The 18,214-nt window shown below is 57.5% G+C and carries 20 protein-coding genes and 5 pseudogenes; 19 read left to right on the top strand and 6 right to left on the bottom strand.

The window, feature by feature from the left end; translation table 11 throughout:
* Nucleotides 1-16 precede the first annotated feature (16 nt).
* A pseudogene (locus tag WGT02_RS32720) lies at nucleotides 17-581 on the top strand (IS6 family transposase); the annotation flags it as partial.
* A gap of 58 nt (nucleotides 582-639) precedes the next feature.
* On the opposite strand, the gene WGT02_RS32715 reads toward WGT02_RS32720, so the two are convergent.
* The gene (locus WGT02_RS32715; RefSeq protein ID WP_208246196.1) at nucleotides 640-1,377 is read right to left on the bottom strand and encodes a hypothetical protein; all 738 of its coding nucleotides are present in this window, start codon (nucleotides 1,375-1,377) and stop codon (nucleotides 640-642) included.
* A gap of 562 nt (nucleotides 1,378-1,939) precedes the next feature.
* On the opposite strand from WGT02_RS32715, the gene WGT02_RS32710 reads away from it, so the two are divergent.
* From WGT02_RS32710 to WGT02_RS32700, 3 genes are read left to right on the top strand one after another with little or no spacing between them, the layout of a single operon-like run.
* The gene (locus WGT02_RS32710; RefSeq protein WP_208246194.1) at nucleotides 1,940-2,263 is read left to right on the top strand and encodes a HEPN domain-containing protein; all 324 of its coding nucleotides are present in this window, start codon (nucleotides 1,940-1,942) and stop codon (nucleotides 2,261-2,263) included.
* Nucleotides 2,264-2,284: 21 nt separating this feature from the next.
* Nucleotides 2,285-2,929, top strand: a complete 645-nt coding sequence (locus WGT02_RS32705; RefSeq protein ID WP_208246192.1) for a hypothetical protein — start codon at nucleotides 2,285-2,287, stop codon at nucleotides 2,927-2,929.
* Between the two features lie 56 nt (nucleotides 2,930-2,985).
* Nucleotides 2,986-3,117, top strand: coding sequence for a hypothetical protein (locus WGT02_RS32700; RefSeq protein ID WP_263623152.1), 132 nt, complete (start codon nucleotides 2,986-2,988; stop codon nucleotides 3,115-3,117).
* Here WGT02_RS32700 and WGT02_RS32695 read toward each other — a convergent pair.
* Complete coding sequence (locus WGT02_RS32695; protein WP_208246191.1) at nucleotides 3,098-3,586, bottom strand: hypothetical protein; 489 nt, start codon at nucleotides 3,584-3,586, stop codon at nucleotides 3,098-3,100. The genes WGT02_RS32700 and WGT02_RS32695 overlap by 20 nt on opposite strands.
* Nucleotides 3,587-3,602: 16 nt before the next feature.
* Entirely contained in the window at nucleotides 3,603-3,803 is a 201-nt protein-coding gene (locus WGT02_RS32690) for a hypothetical protein (protein WP_208246189.1), read from the bottom strand.
* A 101-nt stretch (nucleotides 3,804-3,904) separates the two neighbouring features.
* Here WGT02_RS32690 and WGT02_RS32685 point away from each other — a divergent pair.
* From WGT02_RS32685 to WGT02_RS32665, 5 genes and pseudogenes are all read left to right on the top strand, one after another.
* Nucleotides 3,905-4,161, top strand: a pseudogene (locus WGT02_RS32685) (IS6 family transposase); the annotation flags it as partial.
* Nucleotides 4,162-4,717: 556 nt separating this feature from the next.
* Nucleotides 4,718-5,761 (top strand): group II intron reverse transcriptase/maturase, encoded by a 1,044-nt coding sequence (gene ltrA / locus WGT02_RS32680; RefSeq protein ID WP_318246589.1) that lies wholly within the window; start codon nucleotides 4,718-4,720, stop codon nucleotides 5,759-5,761.
* Nucleotides 5,674-5,967, top strand: a complete 294-nt coding sequence (locus tag WGT02_RS32675) for a group II intron maturase-specific domain-containing protein (protein WP_318246590.1) — start codon at nucleotides 5,674-5,676, stop codon at nucleotides 5,965-5,967. Before ltrA ends, WGT02_RS32675 begins: the two co-directional genes overlap by 88 nt.
* Before the next feature lie 73 nt (nucleotides 5,968-6,040).
* Nucleotides 6,041-6,501: pseudogene (locus WGT02_RS32670) on the top strand (transposase); the annotation flags it as partial.
* Between the two features lie 131 nt (nucleotides 6,502-6,632).
* On the top strand, nucleotides 6,633-6,827 hold the full coding sequence (locus WGT02_RS32665; protein WP_208246187.1) for a hypothetical protein: 195 nt from the start codon (nucleotides 6,633-6,635) through the stop codon (nucleotides 6,825-6,827).
* Between the two features lie 761 nt (nucleotides 6,828-7,588).
* On the opposite strand, the pseudogene WGT02_RS32660 reads toward WGT02_RS32665, so the two are convergent.
* Nucleotides 7,589-7,729: pseudogene (locus WGT02_RS32660) on the bottom strand (IS5/IS1182 family transposase); the annotation flags it as partial.
* Nucleotides 7,730-7,823: 94 nt separating this feature from the next.
* Between WGT02_RS32660 and WGT02_RS32655 the strand changes: the two are divergent.
* From WGT02_RS32655 to WGT02_RS32645, 3 genes and pseudogenes are all read left to right on the top strand, one after another.
* Nucleotides 7,824-7,952, top strand: coding sequence for a hypothetical protein (locus tag WGT02_RS32655; RefSeq protein ID WP_263623153.1), 129 nt, complete (start codon nucleotides 7,824-7,826; stop codon nucleotides 7,950-7,952).
* 186 nt (nucleotides 7,953-8,138) lie between these two features.
* Nucleotides 8,139-8,549, top strand: a pseudogene (locus WGT02_RS32650) (transposase); the annotation flags it as partial.
* A complete protein-coding gene (locus WGT02_RS32645; RefSeq protein WP_375679689.1) occupies nucleotides 8,503-8,841 on the top strand; it encodes a DDE-type integrase/transposase/recombinase in 339 nt (112 codons plus the stop codon). The pseudogene WGT02_RS32650 and the gene WGT02_RS32645, both read left to right, overlap by 47 nt.
* A gap of 195 nt (nucleotides 8,842-9,036) precedes the next feature.
* Here the strand turns inward: WGT02_RS32645 and nikR are convergent, their stop codons facing one another.
* Complete coding sequence (gene nikR, locus WGT02_RS32640) at nucleotides 9,037-9,435, bottom strand: nickel-responsive transcriptional regulator NikR (RefSeq protein WP_208246185.1); 399 nt, start codon at nucleotides 9,433-9,435, stop codon at nucleotides 9,037-9,039.
* A 168-nt stretch (nucleotides 9,436-9,603) separates the two neighbouring features.
* Between nikR and nikA the strand changes: the two genes are divergently transcribed.
* Genes nikA through nikE form a run of 5 tightly spaced genes read left to right on the top strand, consistent with a single transcriptional unit; the run spans nucleotide 9,604 to nucleotide 14,575 of the window.
* On the top strand, nucleotides 9,604-11,184 hold the full coding sequence (nikA, locus tag WGT02_RS32635) for a nickel ABC transporter substrate-binding protein (RefSeq protein WP_208246182.1): 1,581 nt from the start codon (nucleotides 9,604-9,606) through the stop codon (nucleotides 11,182-11,184).
* A gap of 4 nt (nucleotides 11,185-11,188) precedes the next feature.
* Nucleotides 11,189-12,133 (top strand): nickel ABC transporter permease subunit NikB, encoded by a 945-nt coding sequence (gene nikB / locus WGT02_RS32630; RefSeq protein WP_208246180.1) that lies wholly within the window; start codon nucleotides 11,189-11,191, stop codon nucleotides 12,131-12,133.
* Nucleotides 12,134-12,168: 35 nt separating this feature from the next.
* A complete protein-coding gene (gene nikC, locus WGT02_RS32625; protein WP_375679686.1) occupies nucleotides 12,169-12,990 on the top strand; it encodes a nickel ABC transporter permease subunit NikC in 822 nt (273 codons plus the stop codon).
* A complete protein-coding gene (locus WGT02_RS32620) occupies nucleotides 12,987-13,772 on the top strand; it encodes a nickel import ATP-binding protein NikD (protein WP_210363098.1) in 786 nt (261 codons plus the stop codon). The genes nikC and WGT02_RS32620 overlap by 4 nt, the downstream gene beginning before the upstream one ends.
* Nucleotides 13,772-14,575, top strand: a complete 804-nt coding sequence (gene nikE / locus WGT02_RS32615) for a nickel import ATP-binding protein NikE (protein WP_208246178.1) — start codon at nucleotides 13,772-13,774, stop codon at nucleotides 14,573-14,575. Before WGT02_RS32620 ends, nikE begins: the two co-directional genes overlap by 1 nt.
* A 139-nt stretch (nucleotides 14,576-14,714) precedes the next feature.
* Here the strand turns inward: nikE and WGT02_RS32610 are convergent, their stop codons facing one another.
* Nucleotides 14,715-15,704 (bottom strand): IS5-like element ISRm33 family transposase, encoded by a 990-nt coding sequence (locus WGT02_RS32610; protein WP_208246176.1) that lies wholly within the window; start codon nucleotides 15,702-15,704, stop codon nucleotides 14,715-14,717.
* Nucleotides 15,705-15,938: 234 nt separating this feature from the next.
* Here WGT02_RS32610 and WGT02_RS32605 point away from each other — a divergent pair, with 234 nt between their 5' ends.
* Nucleotides 15,939-16,802 carry a site-specific integrase gene (locus tag WGT02_RS32605; protein ID WP_037069958.1) on the top strand — a complete coding sequence of 288 codons (864 nt, stop codon included), beginning with the start codon at nucleotides 15,939-15,941 and terminating at the stop codon, nucleotides 16,800-16,802.
* Nucleotides 16,803-16,806: 4 nt separating this feature from the next.
* A complete protein-coding gene (locus WGT02_RS32600; protein WP_082321374.1) occupies nucleotides 16,807-17,991 on the top strand; it encodes an IS91 family transposase in 1,185 nt (394 codons plus the stop codon).
* The last annotated feature ends 223 nt before the right edge of the window (nucleotides 17,992-18,214 follow it).

Below are 18,214 nucleotides of genomic sequence, written 5' to 3'. Positions count from 1 at the left end.
GGGGGCCGTCCACATATGGCATCTCGACGAATGTGTGGTGGCCATCAATGGCAAGAAGCAGTGGCTCTGGCGTGCGGTCGATCAGGACGGCTTCGTCCTCGACGTACTGGTGCAAAGCCGCCGAAATGCCAAGGCGGCAAAGCGTCTGATGCGTAAGTTGCTGAAGGCTCAAGGGCGGACACCACGGGTCATGATCACCGACAAGCTCCGGTCCTATGATGCCGCCAGGCGTGACCTCATGCCCGGTGTCGAACACCGGTCGCACAAAGGCCTCAATAATCGAGCGGAAAATTCGCACCAGCCGACCCGACGACGCGAAAGGACCATGAAACGCTTCAAGTCGGCACGCCAGCTTCAGCGGTTCGTTTCCATCCATGATCCGATTGCCAACCTGTTCCACTTTCCCCGCAATACGCTGTCATCGGCTCAACATCGAGACCTGCGTAACGCCGCCATGCAAATCTGGAACAAAATCGCGTGTGTCGCCGCAGCCTGACAGCCGTCCCGGCCAGCTATCGCTGCATCAATCCGCTGATAACTTTACAGTTGCCTACGTGGGAATAGAACACCGCTTACCTTGATCCATTTTTCGCTGTAGGTGGAGTAGGCCATAAGGCCCACTCCTTGTCGCCCTACCAATCAGGCGTCGACTTTTTGCTTGGCAAACAAGTTATAGGTTGCTTGCAATGACTGTATTGCAAGGGTTGCCGTCTGCGAATTTTGTGCACTGTCGGCGTTGACCCAAACCCACTGTGTTCCGTTGCCCTGAATTGGGTATTCATAGGTGTTGTAAGTTTTGCCGGTGACGGTGACCTGATTTTGTGTCGTGCCCGTGTAGGCAATCGTGTTGGAGGGGTCGGCTTGCTGATTGAGAATGACAACGTTGGCCTTGTTTTCAGTAAGTTGTACCGAAATGAACTGGTTGATGTTGCTCTTCAAGGTCACATCATACCAATGGCTTGCTGGTACACCGTAGAAACGCGTAAATTTCGCAAACGATGCTGTTGAGCCGATTGGTGCAGCAACATTGTTGATGCCGGATGTGTTCGTCGGCATTTTTACGCTGGCAATATAAGCATCTATTTTTACGCCTGGATCGGCAGTGGTTAGTGAAATGCTGACGGAGGCCGTGTCGCTGCCTGAAACAAAGCATAGCGCTGCAAGGCCCTGATTACCAGTAGTGCCAGGCACAGTAACCTTTACGGGAGGCTGTGATTGACTCCAAATCACGTTCACAGTCGCGTTGGCATCGTTACCGGCCGAGTTGTAGAAAACCAGCGCGTATAGTTGCCCCTGATTCAAATTGCCGTTGCAGCTTGCTGTATCACCGCCGTTCAAGGTGATCAGACGTCCGTCATTCCAAGTAACTGCTGTCATCGTCTTATCCTTTGATTGCAACTATGGTGTGTGTATTTACAGTATGCAAGTTACGGTTCCCATAAGTTCAAGTCAAGGTCACTTATATAAATTTTTGCTAAAACGATCTGTGGTTTAATAATTATGGTGAACAAACCGCAAGTTGATAGGCGGGCTGTCGCAAATTCCGCGGTTAGTGGCCCTGTCGGCTCGAAGCTGGGATTTTGGCCAAGTTGAAGAACGATGGGTGAACGTCAGGGTTTGGCCTGAGCTTTGAGCAACCACTCTGCAAAGTTGCGCTCGCCATTTTCATCCCATGCTAGTTCCGGTCAGAGGCTGGAATCGTAGCGATATGTCTTTGGCGCCTTCTTATTTGAGAATTGCGCTTCGATGCCCACATCGGGACGCTGAACAGCCTTCTTCTCGTGCTTATAAACTGATGCCGCCCCTGCACCGTCAGTTGTCATAATTCCCCGGTATACCTTGATTCATTTCCACTATCGGTAGCGTAGAATTCGAAACAGAGCTTCGGTAGTGTTAGAACAAATCAGGAATACTATTTTTGATATGAACTGAGGGCGGGATGAAGCTTTTACGTGATGCTCGAACACTGAAGACGAAAGCAATAGAGTCCCTTCGAACAGCGATGACAGCGTTCAACAGTTATGATGAAGCTGGCCGCGTTACTGTAGTTTTGATGCATTCACAGCACGCATGCGAGATGCTGCTTAAGGCAGTGTTAATACAGGGTAAGGCGGGGGTTTTTGACAAAGGGACGGGCAGGGCAATCGGATTTGAGCGCTGCCTCGGCCTCTGCGTTGCACATCATCAGCTTACACCTGAAGAGGCCGGTATTATGCGTGCCATCGACGCCCAGCGCGATGCCGCTCAGCATTGGTTTGTCTAGGTTTCTGAGGATCTCCTCTATATGCAGATCAGAGCGCTGATTACCGCTTTCGACGCTTACTTGCAGCGGAAGCTGGACGTCACGCTGCACGAACACATCCCTCCAAGGGTACTTCCGATATCCACAAAGCCACCCGGCGACTTTGAGTTCCTGGTTGATAAGGAGTTCAACTACGTCAATGAGCTACTCCAGCCAGGGCGTCGCGCTCGCGATGAAGCCCGGGCGAGAATTCGCAGTATGCTGGCAATGGAAGCAATCGTAACGGACGAAGTAGAGATCTCTGAACGCGATATTGACCGCATCGAGAAGGCAATGCGTGGGGGCGCCGAGTTTGTCGCAGTGTTTCCTCGTCTTGCTACAGTAGGTACGACTACGGAGGGCGAGGGTGTGAATCTGGTTGTCCAGTTCACAAAGAAGCAAGGTGCTCCAGTTCATTACGTTGGGGGGATGATCCTGCCGCGTCGGCGGCGGTCCGCGAGATCGACCTGCGAAAAAAAATCCATATGCAGCGAACTGAACTCGCCGCGAAGATTGGTCTCAGTGCGCCGAAAGCGAAAGTACTGCGCGCCCATCTTGGCATTGATGATGATGCAAGTTGCTGTCACGTTTTTGAATTCGGTGCCCAGAAAATTCCGTGCTTTTCCGACAATGCTCTGCGCCGAATGAAGGAAGCGCTGCCAGACCTCGACATGTCTGAGCTGTGGGCGAACAGGAATGGGTAGTTGTTAGTCAGCGAGGACTACGAAGGCGTGGTCTGGGATTTGCCGCAAACTCTTCGGCCGATCGCGGCGACGGGCGACCCTCATCGCTATGATCTAACGCTGTTCGACAGCTTCATCGTTGCTCCGCGCTGAATCGAGACAGTAGGCCACCCCTACGCCGGCGTATTGCGGGCCGTTTTATATGTGATAATGTCCCCCACACGCCGCCGCTCGCAAGCGCATTGGCAAGGATGAAGTAGGTGGCCAGTTCGTAATAGGAGCGGTCAATGGAATTGTCGGTAAAGACATACCGGGACCACCGCCGCTCAAGATGGCCGAGCGGGACGTCGGCAGGTAGCGGTTTACGACGGTCGCCACCAATCCCGCCAAACACTGCGATTGCAGCAAGGAGCGGCTGCACGGCACGACCGCCTTCAAATGCAAAGCTGCTCAGGAACCGGGCGCCAATCTTCCTGAACACGTGGTATTCGGGTGCAAGCTCGCCGAGCACGTCCGGCCTTCCAGGACGAAGTGTTCGCCGGACGATAGCCGCATCATCTGCGATGGTATCCAGGGGCGCGATCACAGCGACGACAGCAGTTACATCGGCTTCGGATCGCACAGCAGTCACCACAGCGTCAAGCCCTCGGCGATCCGAAGAAGCCGGGCACGCCCCTCTGTTCCGCAGAAGCGGCGATCGTTTCCTCAAGCCGCTTTTTGGCGCGCAGATTGGCACGCCCAACGAGCGACTGGAACATCGACAACGTCGCATCGGTCAAGGTAGTCGCCAACTCGCTCAAGGTCGCCATCATGACCGCATGTCGGCGTGGTGCATTCATCTGCTGGAACGCTTGCGCCGTCTAGAGGCTTCCTTCTCTCGCCATTTGAGCCATGCGGTGATTGGGCGATGTCACGTTGTCGGCAACTTAACGGGTGGCGGATGATACGGTTGAGATGACCTCATCGACCATCAGCTACAAGAACCACCGATTTCCACCGCAGATTATCGCCCGTGCGGTCTGGCTGTATTTCCGGTTCCCGTTGAGCCTGCGGCTGGTCGAGGAAATGTTGCTGGAGCGCGGCATCGTCGTTTCTTACGAAACGATACGGCGATGTGGCCGCAAATTCGGGGCAGCCTACGTCAAGCGGCTGCCTAGAATGAAGCCGTCGCGGAAAGATATCTGGCATCTGGACGAGGGTGCGCCACGAAGGCGCGAAGGAGGAGCTATGATTTAGGCACTTCCCAAGCAGCCATGCTGCACAGGAGATGAGGGCTGGCCCCTCGAAGCCGGCTTGCAGGAGCGGGTTTCAAACCACCTCAAGCTGCTGTCGTAAAGAGCGATGGTGGTGAGCGTTGAGGAAAAGGCCGGACTTGATCCGGTCAGGTAAGATGCAAGGAGACGAGCGTGAGCGAACCGCTGACGACGTGTCGAAAAGTGCATAGATGGCGTCAAAACCGGGTGGGCTTCGTTAACCCGGGAGAAGTCTGGGAGATACCTGTCTACTGCCCAGATGGCGTCCGGCATGAAGGCGGCGTGACCTTGCTTCAGGCTCTTGTGTGGAACGTGGGAACCTGTCGCCCCGATGCGAAGGGAGACATCCAAGTGGAAGCACCATGAGGATCCGAGTACCGATGCGGGGCACAGGGACGGAGTTGCGTGTAGTAGTGAAGAAGGTGCTGTAATGGCGTTGGAGCGAAGGCGCAACACTGTCCAGCTTTATCGAAAGGTCAACCGTCATGCGGGAGGAGCCTTTGGGTAAAGCAAAGCCGTTCGATATTCCTAAACGGGCTGTTTGGGAGGCTTATCAACGGGTAAAGGCGAACCGGGGTGCAGCCGGGGTCGATGATCAGTCGATCGAGGATCTTGAGCGGGATGTGAAGAACAACCTGTTCAAGCTCTGGAACCGATTGTCATCTGGCAGCTACTTTCCGCCGCCAGTCAAACGGGTCGCGATCAAAAAGCGGCAAGGTGGTACAAGGCCGTTGGGCATTCCCACGGTCTCAGACCGGATTGCGCAAGGGGTGGTGAAGGCATACCTGGAACCGGAACTGGAAAGACATTTCCATCCCGATTCCTATGGGTATAGGCCCGGCAAGTCGGCACTCGAGGCCGTGGGTATGGCAAGGCAGAGATGCTGGCGCCATGACTGGGTTCTCGATCTCGACATTCAGGCCTTCTTCGACACCATTCCACACGACCTGTTGCTACGGGCGGTGCGAAAGCACACCGACTGCACGTGGGTGTTGTTGTACATTGAACGGTGGCTGACGGCTCCCGTGCAACTGGAGAACGGCACTTTGGAACCTCGGGAGAGGGGAACTCCGCAGGGGTCAGTTATCTCACCCTTGCTGGCGAACCTCTTTTTGCACTATGCGTTCGATCGGTGGATGGCCAAACACCGTCCTGAGATTCCGTTTGAACGCTTTGCCGATGATGCCGTTTGTCATTGCAGCAGCGAGCGTCAGGCCCAAAAGTTGCAAACGGATCTTGAGCAACGGTTTGCTGAATGCGGACTGAAGTTACATCCAAACAAGACACAGATCGTGTATTGCAAGGATAACGTTCGGCGGGGGCATTGCCCCAATCAGAAGTTCGACTTTCTCGGCTACACCTTTCGACCGAGACTGGCAATGAACCGATGGGGCAAGACCTTCGTCAATTTCAGTCCGGGTATCAGCAACCGAGCCGCGAAAGCCATCGTCAGACAATGCGGGACTGGCAGCTTGACCGCCGTATCGACAAGCGCATCAATGATCTGGCCAAGATGTTCAATCCGATCCTTCGTGGTTGGATGAACTACTATGGTCGTTACCACAAATCGGCACTTTCCCGAGCATTGATGCACCTCGATCTGCGCCTGGCACGCTGGGCCATGTCGAAATATCGACGCCTGAGACGCCATCGTCGGCGTGCGCGGTACTGGGTCCAGGACGTAAGGCGTCGGGAGCCAGCGCTGTTTGCACATTGGCGATTGCTGTATCGGGCAACGGCTGGACGGTAGGAGCCGGATGAGTGGAGACGCTCACGTCCGGATCTGTGAGAGCCTGGGGGTGAAATTCCCCCGGGCCACTCGACTCGTGATTTCCATAGGCGGCCGAAAACATTGGCTGTGGCGTGCTGTCGACCAAGACGGCTACGTTCTCGACGAGATCGTCCAGACCCGCCGCGATACCAAGGCTGCCAAGCGATTGCTGGTCAGGCTGCTGAAGAAGCAAGGTCTGTCGCCGAAGCGCATCGTCACCGACAAACTGCGCTCATACGGCGCGGCAAAACGGGATGTAATGCCCGGCGTCGAACATCGATCGCACAAGGGCCTTAACAATCGCGCAGAGAATTCTCACGTGCCGCTTCGAAAACGAGAGCGGATGATGCAGGGCTTTCGATCCGTCGGAGGTTTGCAACGTTTCATCTCGGTCTTTTCAGCAGTCCGAAATCTTTCGTCGCGCCGCACCAGAGACACTCAGCCCTAGCCACCCATATTCATCGCATCCGCGCCATGGCGCAGTGGAAAGCCGTGACCGCTGCAATTGCCTGAGTTTACCGACAAGCGACTTTTCGGCCGTTGATCAAACAACGTGACATCGCCCGGGTGGCATCTGGCTTCATCGTCGTCCTCGGACGACCTCCAAGGAACGAAAGTTAGCGCGCTCCCATGGGATCCGAACTTTGAAGCCGAGGGGGATTTCGAACGACGAGTTTGACGCGGGCCACGTTCTGACCGCTTCCTTCCTTGGTGGCTTCCTGTCGGACGATCGGCGTGCGCAGCGTTTCTGGGCAGATCTGCAGAAACTTGTCGATCCAGATGAGGACGTGCTTCTGAATGCACTCGGCACTTATGACGCTGGCCGCGGTGCCGAGTGATCAGGCTTTACAGCCCTTGGTGATGCCAACGTCGGTTGCGGCCTTGACTTTCGGTTGCAATCTGGGGAATGCTCACTCAAAGCTTTTGCAAGTAAAAAGTACGCTAAAATGGCTGGAGCGGCTGGGTAGACTTGGTCGTTCGGCAACGATCTGCGGTCGGGCGACCGCGATTTATAGATAGCCGTCAGATTATACGCCTTCAAGCAGTCTTACCTATGTCTTGTCCGGAGGGGTCATGGCAATTCGGGTTCTGCCTTCACAGATCATCGCGATGCTTGCGCCGCGGCGCCATCGCTTGCGCAACTTCTTGTGGCACGCAGTCCGCGGCGCTCGAACAATCCACAGCTCACCTGCCCCGCCATGATGGCAACCGGCAGGACGATACGGATCTTCGCGATATGGAGGCGATCATACAAAAGCTCGGCTCCTACCGGGTCATTCGCAATTTTTACCCTTCTGCGCGACCCGGATTGATGCCGTAGCGCGAGTACATCTGCAACCAACACTCTGGGAGGCAAGTCATGGCAAAGGTTACTCGTGGAAGCCGGCAATCACCGGGGGGGATTTCCGAAGAGGCGTTACGCAGACACATCCGCGCCAAAGGCGCTGACTATCTGCAGGATCCCAACGTCACATCGGTAGGCATCGGCCTGAAGAATGGGGACGGCCCGATCTGCATTCAATTCACGGTCGGCACCAAGGGAGATTCTGCGATTGAATCGCTCGGCAGCCGCCGCATTCCTGAGAGTCCGTCCGAGAATTCAACAGCGGCGAGCAATCCTTCTGACGAGCGTCATGATGGATGCGGCGTAGAGGAACGCCTTAGCGGACTTGATGGTCGATTCCGGGTCCTTCCACAGCCGCCGATTTCGGCTGATCCAGGCGAAGAAGCGCTCGACGATCCGCTGTACAGTGTTGCGTGGAACTGGTCGCCTGGGTTAGCAATTTTGGGCCGGTTGGGCCATCGAGTGGCGGAACCCGGAGGATGATCTCGACGTGTGCGTCGTCGATTTCGACCCGGCGGACCACGGTACGGATGATCTGCCGCATGCTGGTCCTATCAAGGCCGGCGAGCCCTGCCTTCACCTTGGCGGAGAAGTCTTCCAGACGGCTGACGAGGAGTGACAGTTCGTGTTCGTTCCCTGCCACTTCGACCGCCGCCCGGTGTCGCTCCTTAAGCTGGGAGACGCGTTGTTTCAGGCCTGCGATACGCGGTTCGAATTCCGTCTTGTCGATGACGCCCTCGGCGTAGCTGTCGATCAGGCATCGTCAACTTAACGGAATGTGGAATTCGATGTGCGATGAAGGTTCATGACAGACCGTGATCCACTCTATCGTCGACATCGCTTTCCCTCTGAAGTTATTGCCCACGCCGTGTGGCTCTATTTCCGTTTCCCTCTGAGCCTGCGAATGGTCGAGGACTTGCTGGCTGCCCGTGGGATCATTGTCTCGCACCAGACCGTCCGGCTGTGGGCGGAGAAATTCGGCCGCACCTTTGCCAACGAGATCCGTCGTCGATCATCCGGTCGGCTTGGGGACAAGTGGCATCTCGATGAAGCCGTTGTTTCAATCCGCGGCAAGAAGCATTGGCTGTGGCGCGCAGTTGATCAGGACGGTTTTCGTCTTGGAGGTTCTCGTACAAAGCCGCCGAAATGCAAAGGCCGCCAAGCGCCTGATGCGCAAGCTCTTGAAGGGTCAGGGACGGTCGCCGCGTGCGATGATCACCGACAAGCTGCAGTCCTACGGCGCAGCAAAGCGAGAGATCATGCCGAGTGTAGAGCATCGCTGCCACAAAGGGTTGAATAATCGGGCGGAGAATTCTCACCAACCAGTCCGGCGGCGAGAGCGGATCATGAAGCGCTTCAAGTCACAGCGACATCTACAACGCTTCGTCTCCATCCATGATCCGATCGCCAACCTATTTCAAATCCCGCGCCACGACATCTCCTCCGGCCACCATCGCGAACTGCGCACGGCGGCGATGAGCCTGTGGGCGAAAATTGCCCGAGCATGAGAGATATCTGCGGATGGCGTCTTTCGCTGGCCTTTCATCCGTTAAGTTTACGATGCCCTCATTGCGTCGAATGTCCTTCGGCGGTATCGACGGCACCCTGCGGATGGGCGCGAATTACGCTTGTGACGATGAAATGCAGATAGAGCTGTCCCGGCCGGGACAATGGTTACCTATCATTTTGTGATGTTGCGTTTCTCAGAATGGCAAAACCGCTAAGCTCCCATGCGTTATATGTCGATCAGCTTTCACGTGATCGGAAAAATGGCGGATCTCGTGGGATCTGCCCTTCAATATACTGACTTCAAGGCATCGATCATGATCAAGGTGCACGTGCATACTGGCGACAGATATGTCGTGGTGGTCGTGATGTGAATTGATCAGCTTTCTCGCAACGTTCCTAGCACTGTGATCGTAAGTGTAGCTCAGGACCCCAACGCATTTGTCCAGTCGCCCCGCTTCGAACGCTGCCTGTTGCAGCCCAGCGCGGGCAAGATCACGGAGCGCCTCGGACCGGTTCTGGTAACCCTTGAACTCAATCATTCGGTCGAGTGTGGCCATAAGCTCATCGTCAATCGTGATGGTAATTCGCTGCATGGGCATCCTTCCGACTGTGCGCTATCCAAAGAGGTCTTGTTCTCGCTTCCGAAGGGAGTTTTGTCCAGCCGCGCAATGGCAACCAGAAAATGTTCTCATTGACACCGGATTGGGTATGATATTTTTTAAGGATCAGCATACTTTCAAACATGCATCAAAGGCTATTTCATGTTGAAGAACAGGTTTCGAGATTTGGCGCTCGCAGTCGCTTTTGCCGCCGCCGCTCTCGTTTCTAGCGCACGTGCCGATCCTACCCTCAATTTCTCCTGGCCGATGAATGTCGGTCCGCTCAATCCGCACCTTTATTCGCCAAACCAGATGTTCGCACAGAGCATGGTCTACGAGACGCTCGTTCGTTATCAAGCTGACGGAACGATAAAGCCTTGGCTCGCCGAGTCCTGGGTGCCTTCCACTGACGGTCGCACCTACACCTTCAAGCTGCGCGAAGATGTCAAATTCTCCAATGGCGAAGCGTTCGATGCGAATGCAGCTAAAGCCAATTTCGATGCGGTGCTGGCAAACCGCACACGTCATGCCTGGCTGGAACTTGCTAACCAGATCGTCTCAGCTGAGGTCGTTGGCCAATATCAACTGCGGCTGACGCTCAAGGATGCCTACTATCCGCTGCTGCAAGAATTAGCCTTGCCACGCCCTTTCCGATTCGTCGCGCCGTCACAGTTTAAATATGGCGGTACCAAGGACGGGATCGTGGCGCCGATTGGCACCGGCCCGTGGAAACTGACCGAGACGCTGCTAGGTCAGCGAGACGTGTTCATGCGCAACGACAGCTATTGGGGTCAGAAGCCCGCTTACGCGCAGATCAACGTAAAGGTAATTCCAGACCCGAATACCCGCGCCATTGCGTTCGAGACCGGCGAGATCGATCTGATCTACGGCACGGACGGGCCGATCTCGCCGGATACGTTCGAGCGCTTCCAGAAGATGGGTTCGTATACCACGGCACTCTCTGAGCCACTGGAAACCCTCGTGTTGGCAATCAATACGAACAGGGGTGCGACCCGCGATATCGCAGTGCGAAAGGCGATCAATCATGCTGTTGACAAGGACACCATGATTGCGACGATCCTGTACGGCACACAGCGTCGCGCCGACACGTTGTTCGCGCCCAATGTGCCCTATGCCGATATCGGCTTGAAGCCCTACGGCTATGATCCCGCCGAGGCCAGGCGCCTGCTCGACGCGGCAGGCTGGATGGGTGCAAGCGAAGGTGGCATTCGCAGTAAGGATGGCGAGACACTGTCGATAGAGCTCTGCTTCATCGGCACGGATGCCGTCTCCAAGTCGGTCTCCGAGATCGTCCAAGCCGACCTTCGCAAGATCGGTATTGAAGTCAAGCTTATCGGCGAGGAGGAAAGCGCGATCTTTGCCCGCCAGCACGATGGCCGTTTCGGCCTGATCTTCAACCGTACCTGGGGCGCGCCCTACGATCCCCACGCCTTTGTCAGTTCCATGCGCGTTCCGTCCCACGCGGATTACCAGGCGCAACTCGGTCTACCCGACAAGGCCGAGATTGATGCCAAGATCGGCCAGGTTCTCGTGTCGACCGATGAGGCCACCCGCCAGCAGCTCTATCGCAATATCATGACTCGGCTACATGAGGAGGCAGTCTATCTGCCGCTCAGCTATGTCACAGCCATTGCCGTCGCCAAACCCGAAGTCGGCGCCATCCCATTCGGCGCCATGTCTAGCGAGATCCCCTTCGGTCTCCTGGCCCCGAAATCGAACTGAATCGATGACAGCCTTCATAGTACGGCGGGTTCTCCTGCTCCTGCCAATGCTGCTCGGCGCCTCGATAGTCATCTTCCTGCTGCTGCGGCTCGGGCCGAGCGATCCGGCCATGGACTATCTGCGCCTGTCGAAGGTTCCTCCTACACCGCAGGCCCTCGAAGACGCACGCCAGATGCTCGGGCTCGACCGGCCGATTCACGTTCAGTACACCGACTGGCTTTGTAAGGCCGTGACCGGTGATTTCGGAGTGTCATACGCGACGCAGCGCCCTATGCTGCCGGACCTGCTCTACTACTTGCCGGCAACCCTACAGCTTGCCGGCACTGCGCTCGCCCTCACACTCGGATTGTCTGTGCCGCTCGGCGTTTGGGCCGGCCGCTATCGCGAGCGCTGGCCGGATCAAATCGTGCGTTTTATCGCCTTTCTCGGCGTTTCCATGCCGAATTTCTGGCTCGGATTCCTGCTGGTAATGCTGTTCTCTGTGCATCTGCGCTGGCTGCCGCCGATGGGCAGTGGCAGCGTTTCGCATATCGTGATGCCGGCGATCGCCGTCTCCTTCATGTCGCTCGCCATCAATGCCCGACTGCTGCGCGCATCGATGCTTGAGGTCGCCGGACAGCGGCATGTGCGCTACGCACGGCTGCGCGGCCTTCCGGAGCACAAGGTTGAACGCTCGCACATCCTGCGCAATGCCTGGCTGCCGATCATCACAGCCATGGGAATGCATATCGGCGAATTGCTCGGCGGCACACTGGTGATCGAGAGCATATTCGGCTGGCCCGGCGTCGGCCGCTATGCCGTCTCTGCCATCATGAATCGCGACTATCCCGTTATCCAGTGCTTCACCCTGGTGATGGTCGCGATCTTCGTGCTTTGCAACCTGATCGTCGACATCGTCTATGCTTGGGCCGACCCGCGCATCCGGCTATCCGCCGAGGGTGTCCAATGATGGAGATGATGACGTCAATACGCAGCACAAGGCTAATGACCCGCCGTTCCAGCACCTATCTGGCGCTGGCCATCATTGCGCTTCTGACGCTGGCGGCCATCGCCGGGCCATGGATATCGCCCCATGATCCCGACGCAGTAGAACTCGCAATGAGGCTTCGCTCACCTGACTGGACGCATTGGCTCGGCACGGATCATTTAGGTCGAGACATCCTTTCGCGGCTAATCGCCGGCGCACGCATATCGCTTGGCGCCGTAGCGGTAACACTGACCATCATCTTGGCGTTGGGCGTTTTGATCGGCGGAACCTCCGGCTTCATCGGCGGACGCATCGACCAGATCATTATGCGAATGACCGACGTATTCCTGACATTCCCGACGCTCGTGCTGGCCCTGTTTATGATCGGGATGCTCGGCACGGGCCTGACCAATGTCATTGTCGCTATCGCACTGTCCCATTGGGCCTGGTACGCCCGGATCGTGCGCGGCATCGTGCTATCGCTCAGACATCGGGAGTTCCTGCTGGCCGCACGGTTGAGTGGCGCCGGACCGGTCCGTATGTTCATCGAACATCTCCTGCCCGCCACACTGTCGCAATTGCTGGTATTGGCCACGCTCGATATCGGTCACATGATGCTGCATGTCTCCGGATTGTCATTCCTGGGTCTTGGCGTTACGCCGCCGACGTCGGAATGGGGTGTCATGATCAGCGATGCACGGCAGTTCGTCTGGACGTCGCCGATGCTGATTTTCTGGCCGGGGCTGACTTTGTTCATCAGCGTCATGGCCTTCAACATTCTTGGCGACGCCATGCGTGATCGCCTCGATCCGCATCTGAGGGCAGAGCATTGCCATTGAACAGTGAAACCCTGACCATCAAGAACCTTACGGTCCTCGCTCGTCACGGCAACGACTCGCAAACGCTGGTCTCCGACCTATCCCTGAAAGTTCGACCCGGCCGTGTGCTGGCCCTGGTCGGGGCCAGCGGTTCCGGGAAATCGATGACCTGTTCCGCTGCCCTTGGCGTCCTGCCTCCCGGTGTGGTGCAAACGAGCGGCAGCGTCGCACTTAATGGCAGCACCATCGAACCGCAAAACCTTCGCGGCCGTCGCGTGGCCTCGATCATGCAGAACCCGCGCAGTGCTTTCAATCCCGTTCGCACCATGCGCTTTCACGCCGAAGAAACACTGAAGGCCCTCGATCGCCATGGACCGGACGCGCAAGCTCGCATCGAAGCGACGATGCTGGACGTCGGCCTTGACGATCCAAGGCGGGTGCTCGACCTGCACGCCTTCGAGATGAGCGGCGGCATGCTTCAACGGATGATGATCGCGCTCGCCTTGCTCACCGAGGCGCCCTACCTCTTTGCTGACGAACCAACCACCGATCTCGATCTGGTCGTGCAGATGCGCATTCTCGATCTCATGGAGCAACTCGTGCGCCAGCGCGGGCTCGGCGTGCTGCTCGTGACCCACGACATGGGTGTCGTTGCAAGGCTCGCCGACGATGTCGCAGTACTGGATTTCGGGCAACTGGTGGAGTACGCGCCTGTGGAGCAGATTTTTCGGGCGCCGCAAGATATCGTGACACGCATGCTGGTGGAGGCGCATCTGGCGCTCTACGGAATGGAGCTCACCTGATGTTCCTGATCAGCGCAGAAAGCGTCAGCAAGAGCTACCGCACGTTCTCCCTGGTTGGCGCCAGCAGCGCGCGGGCTGTGCTTTACGACGTATCTCTCAGCATCTCCAACGGCGAGACCGTCGCCCTTCTCGGTCGTAGCGGCTGCGGCAAGAGTACGCTTGCAAGGTTGCTGACCGGTCTTGAGCGGCCCGACGTCGGGACAATCTCCTATCGAGGCCAGCCAATCAACGGTCTGGACCACCAACTGTTTCGCCGAGATGTGACGATGGTCTTTCAGGACTCGCCCAGCGCAGTAAATCCTCGCTTTGACATACGAAGGATCATCAGCGAGCCGCTGCGACATCTGACCGGGCTGGATTCTTCGGCACGGGAAGCGCGCGTGATGGAATTGCTCAGGATGGTTGAGTTGCCGGCCGACATCGCCGATATGCTGCCATCGCAGGTCAGCGGTGGGCAGCTTCAGCGGATATGCATTGCTCGCGCATTGGCGCCGAAACCGAAGCTCGTCATTTTGGATGAAGCCGTTTCAAATCTTGATATCCATCTCCAGGCATCAGCTCTTGCACTGCTTGCGAAACTCCAGAAAAGCGAAGGCATCGCATATCTCTTCGTCACTCATGACCTCCGCCTCATCGACCGCTTTGCCGACCGGATCCTGGTCATGGAACAAGGAAGGATTGTCGAAGAATGCGCCGCTACCGATCCCGGCAGACTACGGCATCAGGCTTCAATTTTGCTGCGGCAGGCTGTGCTACCCGCCCTCCCGAAAAAGCTCGAGAATGAAGACGTTCAGTGGAGATGATTTCGTGTCTTGTATCCATTGGTATTGGTCAGTGACGGCGCCATCGTCTCAGGTGAGCTTGACGGTGAATGATGATGTCCAAATGGGCGTTGGTCCATGGATCGGGACTTGAGCGGATCTGGATCTGTGATGGGGCTATCTATGTGGTCGGTCCATTGCGGCGGATGGATTTAGGGCGTGCGCATGCAAGCATACGATTGAGGGCGGCGCAGCCGATGGCCACTTCCGTCTGCTGAGCGTGAAACGACCGAGCCCGCAGACGCCGCCCGATGATGGACTTGTATCGGCCGATGGCAGTCTCGACCAGCGAGCGCTTGCCGTAGCCGGTGGAGAGCTGCCATTTCATTCGTCCGTCTCTGCTGATTGCAGCGATATGCTGATCCCTTTGTCCGGGAGATTGATCGCCGGCTGGTTCGATCGCGTTGGCGCGCGGGGGAATGACGATGACGGCAGCCGCACTGTGGTCGGTGACCGCGTCGTAGGTGGGCTTCCCGTCATAGGCGCCGTCGGCTGTGAACTGCCCGATCCGACCATCGATCTGGTTGAGCAACGGCTCCACCTGCGATGCGTCGCCCGCGTCCTGGTCGGTCATCGTATGTGCAATGATCTCGCTGCTATCGGCATCCAGTGCCACATGCAGCTTTCGCCAACCACGGCGGGATCTGGCGCCATGCTTCTCCTCCAACCATTGGCCCGCGCCGTAGACCTGCAGTCCAGTGCTGTCGACAAGAATATGCACTGGCCCGTCCGGTCGACCCTGGAGGTCATGCGCCTTGTTGGGCGATTGCCATGTTCGCGCCCGACGGCTCAGGGTGGTATGATCGGGGACAGCGAGCGCCAAGCCCATCAAGGGCAGCACCGATCCTAATAATCCTTCGACCTGACGCAGCCGCAAGCCGAACACCAGGCCCAGCATCAAGGCGGTCTCGATGGCTAAATCGGAATAACGAGGCTGGCCACCACGCGTCGTTCGGCGTGGAGCAAGCCACATGGCAAGCGCCTCCGGTGTCAGCCACAGGGTCAAGCTGCCACGTCGCCGTAACCCCGCCTCATATTCCGGCCAGTTCGTCACCTTGAATTTCATCCTGCCGATGCGATGGCGGCGGGCGGCGTTATGTTTGAAAGGCATCAAGGTCACAGATCGGTTATTGAGGTTGCCGATCGCCTACACCACGACCGCTAAACGATCCGTGCACCAACGCGAACGAAAACCCCAAGCCCTATAATACCAGCGAGCGCAGAGTACGACTCACTTGGGATTGAACTAAGCCGCTACCGCGGCAATTGCGGCGGGCTTTGAGAAGAGCCTCCTGGCTGAGAGGATGAGGGTGTTGCAAACCCACCCTTCAGACAGGAGGTCCAGATGGCCGAGATAAGCCCTCTTCGCCGCCGGATGATCGAGGACATGACGGTCCGCAATCTGTCTCCGGCCACCCAACGATCCTATATCAATGCCGTCCAGAAGTTCAGCCGCCATTTCGGCCACTCGCCGGATCGGCTTGATCTTGAAGATGTCCGCGCGTTCCAAGTCTACCTTGTCTCAGGTGGAATATCCTGGGCGGCATTGAACCAGATCGTCTGCGCGCTGCGGTTTTTTTATGGGGTCACGCTCGGTCAGAATGAGATCCCGGAGCGCATCCCCTATGCCCGCGCACCGCGGAAGCTACCCATCGTTCTGTCGACGGACGAGGTAGTCCAATTCCTGGAAGCTGTCTCCAGCCTGAAGGCGCGTGTGGCACTAACCTGCGCCTATGGAGCCGGTCTCAGGGTCTCGGAAGTCTGCGGACTAAGCATCGGTGATATCGACAGCTCGCGCATGGTGATTCATATCCGCCATGGCAAGGGCGGCAAAGCCCGCTACGTCATGCTGTCGCCGGAACTGCTCGGCATCCTACGCAGCTATTGGCGCTTGACGAGGCCCAAGACGCTGCTCTTTCCCGGACGCAATCCTGACAAGCCGATCGAGCCGACGGTGTTGCATGCCGCTTGTCGTTCGGCGGTTGCAGCAACGGGACTGGCCAAGCGGGTCACCATCCATACATTGCGGCACAGTTTTGCCACCCACTTGCTGGAGAACGGCACCGATATTCGTATTATCCAAGTACTGCTCGGTCATGCACACCTGTCGAGCACGGCACATTACACGCGGGTTTCCACCGACACGATCCGCTCCACGGCAAGCCCGCTTGACCGATTGCGACTGGAGGTGACGCCGCCGGTATCATAATCGGTTGCGCCCCGCTTTCGAAGTTGCCGACATCTTTCGGCGACACGGTGGCTGCTACAGGCGAGAGAACGCCGGTCATCTTAGTCGTGGCGAACGACGTGTCATGGGCGCGATCGAAGCTTGCCGCACACCCAGGCTCGGCGGCCATGTCGATGCCTGCGATGAGTGTGGCACGACTCGCATCTCCTATAATTCCTGCCGCAATCGTCACTGCCCGAAGTGCCAGGGCATAGCTCGCAGGGGATGGGTCGCGGCCCGCATCTGCGATCTCTTGCCGGTCCAGTACTTCCATGTGGTCTTCACACTACCGCCTGGCATCGCCGAGATAGCCTTCCACAACAAGGCGGTCGTCTACGCACTGCTGATGCGGATCGCAGCCCAGACGCTGCAGACGGTCGCCGCCGACCCTAAACGGCTGGGTGCCGAGATCGGTATCATCGCCGTGCTTCACACCTGGGGCCAGGCGATGACCCACCATCCCCACGTCCACTGCGTCATACCAGGCGGCGGTCTCTCACCGGATAAGTCAAAGTGGATCGCATGCCGGCCGGGCTTTTTCTTGCCCGTCCGAGTTCTATCGCGTGTCTTCCGGCGGCTCTTTCTGACGGCCCTTGCTGACGCCTTCGCTCAGCGTAAACTTCGCTTCTCCAACGCGCTTGCACGCCTTGCCGACCCCACCGCTTTCACCAGCCATCTCGCGCACGCCCGTCGCAGTGAATGGGTCGTCTACGCCAAGCCGCCGTTTGGCGGACCGGACCAAGTGCTCGCCTATCTCGGCAGATACACCCATCGTGTGGCCATCGCCAACAGTCGTATCGTCGGTGCCGATGACGAGCATGTCGACTTCCGGTGGAAGGACTATCGACGCCAAGGACATGATCGCGAGAAGATCATGCGCCTTGACCCGCTCGAGTTTATCCGGCGCTTCCTTCTCCACGTACTACCCGACGGCTTTCACCGTATGCGTCACTTCGGCTTTCTCGCCAATAGCCATCGCCGGCAACGCATCGCCCTCTGTCGGGACCTGCTGGGCCAGCGGTCGACGTCGGCCGAGCAACCGCATTGCCTCAACCCAAATCAAGGCTACCCCTTCACATGCCCCGAATGTGACCGGCCGATGCGTCGGATGAAGGCCAACATCCGACCCGCTCAAGCACGGTCATCTTCATTCCGATGTGACACATCATGACATCAGGCGATCGGCAGACGACCCATATCACCCGCCGACTTGGACGCCGTTCCGGCGGACAATCGTCGCTGCCTGGAACCAGGCCAGATGTTCGATCCGTAGGCGCAAATGCATCCATATCGGCACAACCGGCACAGCGACCCGCGACATTGCGCTTCGACAATCATGTAAAACCTCGCCGTCTGCCACTTGATTGCGCGCCCTCAGGGCCACCGCATCACCG

The sequence above is a fragment of the Rhizobium sp. T1470 genome (assembly GCF_042140505.1).
Classification (GTDB): Bacteria; Pseudomonadota; Alphaproteobacteria; order Rhizobiales; family Rhizobiaceae; genus Rhizobium; species Rhizobium favelukesii.
Note: the sequence above shows the minus strand (reverse complement) of the source record. Positions and strands in the feature narration are given on the sequence as shown.

Coding starts and splice junctions, on each gene's coding strand:
- WGT02_RS32715 (WP_208246196.1), bottom strand. CDS start 1,377: ATGACAGCAGTTACTTGGAATGACGGACGTCTGATCACCTTGAACGGC.
- WGT02_RS32710 (WP_208246194.1), top strand. CDS start 1,940: ATGAAGCTTTTACGTGATGCTCGAACACTGAAGACGAAAGCAATAGAG.
- WGT02_RS32705 (WP_208246192.1), top strand. CDS start 2,285: ATGCAGATCAGAGCGCTGATTACCGCTTTCGACGCTTACTTGCAGCGG.
- WGT02_RS32690 (WP_208246189.1), bottom strand. CDS start 3,803: ATGAATGCACCACGCCGACATGCGGTCATGATGGCGACCTTGAGCGAG.
- WGT02_RS32675 (WP_318246590.1), top strand. CDS start 5,674: ATGCGGGACTGGCAGCTTGACCGCCGTATCGACAAGCGCATCAATGAT.
- WGT02_RS32645 (WP_375679689.1), top strand. CDS start 8,503: ATGCGCAAGCTCTTGAAGGGTCAGGGACGGTCGCCGCGTGCGATGATC.
- nikR (WP_208246185.1), bottom strand. CDS start 9,435: ATGCAGCGAATTACCATCACGATTGACGATGAGCTTATGGCCACACTC.
- nikA (WP_208246182.1), top strand. CDS start 9,604: ATGTTGAAGAACAGGTTTCGAGATTTGGCGCTCGCAGTCGCTTTTGCC.
- nikB (WP_208246180.1), top strand. CDS start 11,189: ATGACAGCCTTCATAGTACGGCGGGTTCTCCTGCTCCTGCCAATGCTG.
- nikC (WP_375679686.1), top strand. CDS start 12,169: ATGACCCGCCGTTCCAGCACCTATCTGGCGCTGGCCATCATTGCGCTT.
- nikE (WP_208246178.1), top strand. CDS start 13,772: ATGTTCCTGATCAGCGCAGAAAGCGTCAGCAAGAGCTACCGCACGTTC.
- WGT02_RS32610 (WP_208246176.1), bottom strand. CDS start 15,704: ATGCCTTTCAAACATAACGCCGCCCGCCGCCATCGCATCGGCAGGATG.
- WGT02_RS32605 (WP_037069958.1), top strand. CDS start 15,939: ATGGCCGAGATAAGCCCTCTTCGCCGCCGGATGATCGAGGACATGACG.